8 protein-coding genes are annotated in these 6,825 nt (G+C 57.4%); 6 read left to right on the top strand and 2 right to left on the bottom strand.

Annotation, left to right across the window (positions count from 1 at the left end):
• The first annotated feature begins 48 nt into the window (after positions 1–48).
• Positions 49–1,725 (top strand): glycosyltransferase family 61 protein, encoded by a 1,677-nt coding sequence (locus QZ409_RS06905; RefSeq protein ID WP_296708432.1) that lies wholly within the window; start codon positions 49–51, stop codon positions 1,723–1,725.
• A 134-nt stretch (positions 1,726–1,859) separates the two neighbouring features.
• On the opposite strand, the gene QZ409_RS06910 is transcribed toward QZ409_RS06905, so the two are convergent.
• Positions 1,860–2,279: a secondary thiamine-phosphate synthase enzyme YjbQ gene (locus QZ409_RS06910; protein ID WP_296708435.1), complete on the bottom strand. Its 420-nt coding sequence runs from the start codon at positions 2,277–2,279 to the stop codon at positions 1,860–1,862.
• A 172-nt stretch (positions 2,280–2,451) separates the two neighbouring features.
• Here QZ409_RS06910 and QZ409_RS06915 point away from each other — a divergent pair, with 172 nt between their 5' ends.
• Positions 2,452–2,727 (top strand): hypothetical protein, encoded by a 276-nt coding sequence (locus QZ409_RS06915; RefSeq protein ID WP_296708437.1) that lies wholly within the window; start codon positions 2,452–2,454, stop codon positions 2,725–2,727.
• On the opposite strand, the gene QZ409_RS06920 is transcribed toward QZ409_RS06915, so the two are convergent.
• Positions 2,720–3,217, bottom strand: coding sequence for an SRPBCC family protein (locus QZ409_RS06920; RefSeq protein WP_296708440.1), 498 nt, complete (start codon positions 3,215–3,217; stop codon positions 2,720–2,722). The genes QZ409_RS06915 and QZ409_RS06920 overlap by 8 nt on opposite strands.
• Before the next feature lie 452 nt (positions 3,218–3,669).
• On the opposite strand from QZ409_RS06920, the gene rpsL reads away from it, so the two are divergent.
• The 4 genes from rpsL to QZ409_RS06940 all read left to right on the top strand — a co-directional run.
• A complete protein-coding gene (gene rpsL / locus QZ409_RS06925; RefSeq protein ID WP_088520448.1) occupies positions 3,670–4,041 on the top strand; it encodes a 30S ribosomal protein S12 in 372 nt (123 codons plus the stop codon).
• Between the two features lie 35 nt (positions 4,042–4,076).
• Positions 4,077–4,547 carry a 30S ribosomal protein S7 gene (gene rpsG, locus QZ409_RS06930; RefSeq protein WP_296708447.1) on the top strand — a complete coding sequence of 157 codons (471 nt, stop codon included), beginning with the start codon at positions 4,077–4,079 and terminating at the stop codon, positions 4,545–4,547.
• Between the two features lie 30 nt (positions 4,548–4,577).
• The gene (fusA, locus tag QZ409_RS06935) at positions 4,578–6,653 is read left to right on the top strand and encodes an elongation factor G (RefSeq protein ID WP_296708449.1); all 2,076 of its coding nucleotides are present in this window, start codon (positions 4,578–4,580) and stop codon (positions 6,651–6,653) included.
• A gap of 31 nt (positions 6,654–6,684) precedes the next feature.
• The coding region (locus QZ409_RS06940; protein ID WP_296708465.1) for a GTP-binding protein at positions 6,685–6,825 on the top strand (141 nt) is incomplete at its 3' end.

Below are 6,825 nucleotides of genomic sequence, written 5' to 3' on the forward strand. Positions count from 1 at the left end.
GTGTGATGGCGCGAAGCATCTTCGCCGGCAGAGAACGCGATGTGGGGTATGACGCTGCTTTCTCCCAGCGGAGAAACTAATGGCCATGCGTTGGCTCTTACCCCCTTGCGAACGCATAGGAAAAGTTGGAGGGTTGACGCAAATACCAGAATAGAAACGCAGGAACAGGCTGCGATCCGCAACACGACGCAGATTTCTTTGCACAATCCAGGTAAGGCAGTGAAAATTTCTGTAACCGAAATTATTCGCGACGCGAATGCAAAAGAAAACAACGGGGATATTTCTGGCGCGATCCGTTTGCTTTGTAATCACCTTGGTTCAACATTTTCTGGGCCCGCCGAGTGGTTGTGGTTCGAAATCGCAAGCAAATCTCTTAAAGTAAATGACCTTTCGACGTTTGAAGAGTTTTCATCTTTGTTTTTGAATTCGCCAGCAACACGCGCCGACAATTATAAGGGAGCATATATCCCTCTGTTGAGGCAGCGAATCGAGAAACGTATTCCGCTCGGCGACGATCGGTCCTTAGAAAAAATGGTTTCTGAGCTATTGAGTTTGAGCGGAAGGCAGGAGGATTTCGATATAGTTTCACGCCTCGGCTTGCCGGCAGTATGCCCGCTTCCGACGACTTCACCCCCCGATTACTCAATACCAATTAGCAGAAATGCGCCTGAGATTGAGAATGTTAAATCGGTAAACTATCCCCATTATGTCGAGCTGATCGCAACGAGACGTCGTGGCGTCAATACATTGATGCATGGCGTTAATAAATGCGAATATATCTCTGACGGAGATAGTTTTGCAATTCTTAGAGGGGATGATGCGTATTATTATACATCCAACTCTCAGTATTTTGAGGATAAAATACACCAAATTAAACAGCTATTAGGGTCGCCTTTCAAGCTGGATGGTAAGGCTGTCGTCGTGTCTGACAGGTTCGGCGGAGAAAATTATTGCCATTGGCTCTTGGATTGGATGGCAAGAGCTGTCGTGGCGGATGGCGTCCGTGGACCGATGGACTGGGTTTTAGCTCATTGCATTGAGCGCGGTTTTCAGAACGACTCTTTCCGTGCCTTTTTTCCGAACAGGAACGTTCGATTACTCAACGGAAAGCGTGTCTGCTGGCTCGCATTTGACGAGTTATCTTATTTCGAGCCAGCCCATGTCGATAATTTACATCCGACGTTTTGGGGCGACTCCAACGCCTTGCATGAAATGCGGAGAAGAATTTTTTCGCGAGTTCAAAACGCCATACCCAAACCAAATCGGACCGCAAGAAAATTGTATATTTCACGGGCGGACGCCCGAGGGCGAAGAGCCATCATTAATGAAGCTGAATTAACGGAACGTCTTGTAAAACTTGGATTTGAAATCGTCACTTTATCCGAGCTTGATTTTAAATCGCAGGTGTTGATGTTTGAAAGTGCATCTATTGTAATAGGTGTCCATGGCGCCGGTTTGACGAATATGATTTTCATGAATGAAAGATCTAATATCTTAGAAATTTTCTATAAGTCATATGGAACGCCAGCGTATATAAGAATTGCGCAATCGCTTGGGTTAAACTATGCATATTACTCGTGTGGATCTAGCGCTGAAGATGATCATTCAGGCCGCCTTTCCGAGCATAGTAACGCATTTTGCAATGTTTCAGTTTACGTTGATGTGGATCGCATTGCGCAATACATAGAGAGTCTGGTCCTCACTCCGTCAGCGCCCTCGATTTGAGCGCGTTGCGCTCCTGCTGAACAGCTACAGCATGTTGGTCTGTGCGGCTGAAACCAGTTTCGCTGAAAGCCATCGGGAATCTTCCCTACGGGCGGCCGAAGGCTTCCTCAAGCTGACGCTGGGCAGCGCTAAACTCATTCCCCAATAATCTTGACCAGCACCCGTTTCCGCCGCCCGCCATCGAACTCGCCATAGAAGATCTGCTCCCATGGGCCGAAGTCGAGCTTGCCATTGGTGATCGCGACGACCACCTCGCGCCCCATGACCTGGCGCTTCATATGGGCGTCGGCGTTGTCCTCGCCGGTGCGATTGTGCCAATAGCCCGACACGGGCTCATGCGGCGCGAGCTTTTCCAGCCAGATTTCATAATCATGATGCAGCCCGCTCTCGTCATCATTGATGAAGACGGAAGCCGTGATGTGCATGGCGTTGACCAGCACGAGGCCCTCGCGCACGCCGCTTTCCCGCAGGGCTTCGTTGACCTGCGGCGTGATGTTGAGAAAGGCGCGGCGGCCCGGCGTGTCGAACCACAGCTCCTTGCGATAGGATTTCATGACGCGCGCTCCCGTTTCGGCCCGGCGCACTGACGCGCGGGGGGCGAAGCTTCGAGGGAATCGTTTTTGCGCGCAAGGCGCTTTTGCGGTGCGGTTCGCGTCCCGCGAATCGGGCTTGCGCGGGCTTCGAGCCTCATTCACCATCCGACCGTTGAATGTGGAGGGAGCATCAATGAAATCGACGAAATTATTTTGCCGGACGGCGGGGCTGGTCATGCTGGGCGCGCTGCTTTCGATTCCCGCCGCGTCCGTGGCGCTGGCGCAGGGAACGCAGCAGGAGCGGTCGGATTGCATGGGCGACGCCTTCAAGTTCTGCGCCGCGGCCATTCCCAATGTCGAAGCGATCGAAGCCTGCCTGAAGGGCAACATTAATGAGCTTTCGCCGTCATGCCGCGCCGAGTTCGAGCCGGCGGGCCGTTCGCGCATGAAGCGCGAGCATTTCAGCTGAGGCCATCGGGAGAGGCTTCGACCAGGGCGGCCAATTGCTCCGTGCAGAGGGGCCAGCCCTGGTGGAAGCCCATCGTTTCGTGCTTTTCGCGGTCGGCGACAGACCAATGCAGCACGCGGGCGCGATAGAGCGCGCCGCTCTCGTGCGGAAGGAAATCCAGCACGAGAGTCATGAAAGGCTGCTGGGAGGGCGTCCAGGCGTCCACGTAAGCGTCCGTCACGACGAGTCGCCGGCCCGGCTCGATTTCCAGATAAACGCCAATATTGGGGAATTCGGCGCCGTCCGGGCTCCGCATGACGATTCGCGACGCCCCGCCGATTCGCAGGTCGCAGCGGGCGTCCGCGACCGACCAAGGCTTCGGCGCGAACCATTTCGTGAGTAACATTGGCTCGGTCCAGGCTTGGAAAAGACGTTCTGGGGCACAGGCGAAAGGCCGCTCAAGCCCCAGTTCCCGATCTTCAGTCCAGGTTCTGCATAGGTTGGCGGACATGGGCGGTCCCTTTTGACTGTTCTTGAGCTAATGCGTGGCGGCGGCGCGAACACGTCGCTTTCCAGCGGTTTTAATGTCAATTTAACGGTCGAAATCGCCGAAAAAACGGTTGACGGGCGCGAGTCCCGCATCTATGTTCCGCCGCACTCAGACAGGCCGTAGACGGGCATGTTTTCTGGCGCCTCGCCGGAAACCCACGCAGTCTAAACGCTGTCGATCAGCTTTGCGACTTAACAGTCATCCGATTCTGAACGGGACCTTCTCGGCGGAATCGTTCATCGACACGATTGGCGTGAGAGCGTTGATCCTCTGTCTGGCAAGCGCCGGAAGCCTCTTTGGGCTGAAGGCGCTCGTTTGCTTCGCAATAAGCCATTCGGGCTTGCGGCGGGGCGGCGCGGGGCGGAATCGTCCCGGCTGCAACCATTTCACTATTCGCTTCGGAAAGGCGAAGGATGCCGACAATTTCCCAGTTGATCCGCAAACCGCGGCAACCGAAAACCTACCGCGAAAAGGCCCGCCATCTTCAGGCCTCGCCGCAGAAGCGCGGCGTTTGCACCCGCGTCTATACGACGACGCCGAAGAAGCCGAACTCCGCGCTCCGCAAGGTTGCGAAGGTTCGTCTGACCAATGGCTTCGAAGTCATCGGCTACATCCCGGGCGAAGGTCACAACCTTCAGGAGCATTCCGTGGTCATGATCCGCGGCGGCCGCGTCAAGGATTTGCCCGGCGTGCGCTATCACATCCTGCGCGGCGTTCTTGACACCCAGGGCGTCAAGGACCGCAAGCAGCGCCGTTCGAAATATGGCGCCAAGAGGCCGAAGTAAGCCGGTCCGAAGTAAGATAGATCTCAGGAGCGAACATGTCGCGTCGTCACAGCGCCGAAAAGCGCGAAGTCATCCCGGACGCCAAATATGGCGATACCGTTCTTGCCAAGTTCATGAACTCCATCATGTACGACGGCAAGAAGTCGGCTGCCGAACAGATCGTTTATGGCGCCTTCGACATCGTCGAAGCCAAGGCCAAGGTCGATCCGCTCGGCGTCTTCAAGCAGGCGCTGGAAAATGTCGCGCCGGCGATCGAAGTCAGGTCGCGTCGCGTCGGCGGCGCCACCTATCAGGTGCCGGTCGAAGTGCGCACCGAGCGTCGTCAGGCGCTGGCCATCCGCTGGATCATCACCGCCGCTCGCGGCCGCAATGACAAGACCATGGTCGATCGTCTCTCGGCCGAGCTGCTCGACGCGTCCAACAATCGTGGCGCCGCCGTCAAGAAGCGTGAAGACACCCATCGCATGGCGGAAGCCAACCGCGCCTTCTCGCATTACCGCTGGTAAGCCCGTAGCCAGAGCCAAGGACTTTCTACCATGCCGCGCAGTCATCCGATCGAGGACTACCGTAATTTCGGCATCATGGCCCATATCGACGCGGGCAAGACGACGACCACGGAACGCATCCTGTATTATTCCGGCAAGTCGCACAAAATCGGCGAGGTGCACGAAGGCGCCGCGACGATGGATTGGATGGAGCAGGAGCAGGAGCGTGGCATCACGATCACGTCCGCGGCCACCACGACCTTCTGGAACGGCAAGCGTCTGAACATCATCGACACCCCCGGGCACGTCGACTTCACCATCGAAGTCGAGCGTTCGCTGCGCGTGCTCGATGGCGCCGTTTGCGTTCTCGACGGCAACCAGGGCGTCGAGCCCCAGACCGAAACCGTCTGGCGTCAGGCCGACAAATACGCCGTTCCGCGTATCTGCTTCGTCAACAAGATGGACAAGATCGGCGCCGATTTCTTCAAATGCGTCTCGGACATCACGACCCGCGTCGGCGGCCGTCCGGTCTGCATCCAGCTGCCGATCGGCTCGGAAAATAGTTTCAAGGGCGTCATCGACCTCATCCGCATGAAGGCGGTCGTGTGGGACGATGAAGGCCTTGGCGCGAAATATCACGACGAGGAAATTCCAGCCGAGCTCCTGGAGCAGGCGAAGGAATATCGCGAGAAGATGATCGAAGCCGCCGTCGAAATGGACGACGACGTCATGGCCGCTTATCTCGATGGCGTCGAGCCGGACGAAGCGACCCTGAAGCGCATGATTCGGACTGCGGTTCGCAAGATCGCCTTCCATCCCGTGTTCTGCGGCTCGGCCTTCAAGAACAAGGGCGTGCAGCCCTTGCTCGACGCTGTCGTCGACTTCCTGCCGTGCCCGATCGACCGCGAGGCGATCCAGGGCGTCGACATGGACACCGGCGAAGTCATGACCCGCAATCCGGTCGAGACCGATCCCTTCTCCATGCTCGCGTTCAAGATCATGGACGATCCCTTCGTCGGCACCATCACCTTCTGCCGTGTCTATTCCGGCAAGGTGGAATCCGGCACGACCGTCCTGAACTCGACCAAGGACAAGAAAGAGCGCGTTGGCCGCATGTTGCTCATGCACGCCAACAACCGCGAAGACATCAAGGAAGCCTATGCCGGCGACATCGTCGCTCTGGCCGGCCTCAAGGAAACCCGCACCGGCGACACGCTTTGCGATCCGCTGAAGCCCGTCATCCTTGAGCGCATGGAATTCCCCGATCCGGTCATCGAGATCGCGATCGAGCCGAAGACCAAGGCCGACCAGGAAAAGCTGGGCATCGCTCTGTCGAAGCTCGCGGCGGAAGACCCGTCCTTCCGTGTCTCGACCGATCAGGAATCGGGTCAGACCATTCTGAAGGGCATGGGCGAGCTCCATCTCGACATCAAGGTCGACATCCTGAAGCGCACCTACAAGGTCGACGCCAATATCGGCGCGCCCCAGGTCGCCTATCGCGAGCGCCTCTCCAAGAAGGCGGAAATCGACTACACGCACAAGAAGCAGACCGGCGGCACCGGCCAGTTCGCCCGCGTGAAGATCGTGTTCGAGCCGAATGAGGCCGGCGGCGGCAACGTCTTCGAGTCCAAGATCGTCGGCGGCGCCGTGCCGAAGGAATATATTCCCGGCGTGGACAAGGGCATCCAGAGCGTCATGGGCGCTGGCATTCTTGCCGGCTTCCCGGTTGTGGACATGAAGGCCACGCTGATCGACGGCGCGTTCCATGACGTCGACTCGTCGGTTCTGGCCTTCGAGATCGCCTCGCGCGCCGCCACCCGCGAAGCCCTTCAGAAGGGCGGTTCGGTTCTGCTCGAGCCGATCATGAAGGTCGAAGTCGTGACCCCGGAAGAATACACCGGTTCGGTCATCGGCGATCTGAACTCGCGTCGCGGCCAGATCCAGGGCCAGGACATGCGCGGCAATGCGGTCGTCATCAATGCGATGGTGCCGCTGGCCAACATGTTCGGCTATGTCAACCAGTTGCGCTCCTTCTCGCAGGGCCGCGCCAACTTCACCATGCAGTTCGACCACTATGAACAGGTGCCGGCCAATGAGGCCGCTAAGGTTCAGGCGAAATACGCCTGAAGCATCTGAAACACCTTGAGGAGTCCGGGCTATGGCCAAGGAAAAATTTTCGCGCACGAAGCCGCATTGCAACATCGGCACGATCGGTCACGTTGACCATGGCAAGACGTCGCTGACGGCGGCGATCACCAAGATTCTGGCCGAGACGGGCGGCGCCACGTTCACCGCCTAT

This window comes from Rhodoblastus sp. (assembly GCF_019449565.1).
GTDB lineage: Bacteria > Pseudomonadota > Alphaproteobacteria > Rhizobiales > Beijerinckiaceae > Rhodoblastus.

What these genes read in the sequence shown, in the direction of transcription:
- QZ409_RS06905 (WP_296708432.1), top strand. Translation starts at nt 49, where the DNA reads ATGACGCTGCTTTCTCCCAGCGGAGAAACTAATGGCCATGCGTTGGCT.
- QZ409_RS06910 (WP_296708435.1), bottom strand. Translation starts at nt 2,279, where the DNA reads ATGAAATCCTATCGCAAGGAGCTGTGGTTCGACACGCCGGGCCGCCGC.
- QZ409_RS06915 (WP_296708437.1), top strand. Translation starts at nt 2,452, where the DNA reads ATGAAATCGACGAAATTATTTTGCCGGACGGCGGGGCTGGTCATGCTG.
- QZ409_RS06920 (WP_296708440.1), bottom strand. Translation starts at nt 3,217, where the DNA reads ATGTCCGCCAACCTATGCAGAACCTGGACTGAAGATCGGGAACTGGGG.
- rpsL (WP_088520448.1), top strand. Translation starts at nt 3,670, where the DNA reads ATGCCGACAATTTCCCAGTTGATCCGCAAACCGCGGCAACCGAAAACC.
- rpsG (WP_296708447.1), top strand. Translation starts at nt 4,077, where the DNA reads ATGTCGCGTCGTCACAGCGCCGAAAAGCGCGAAGTCATCCCGGACGCC.
- fusA (WP_296708449.1), top strand. Translation starts at nt 4,578, where the DNA reads ATGCCGCGCAGTCATCCGATCGAGGACTACCGTAATTTCGGCATCATG.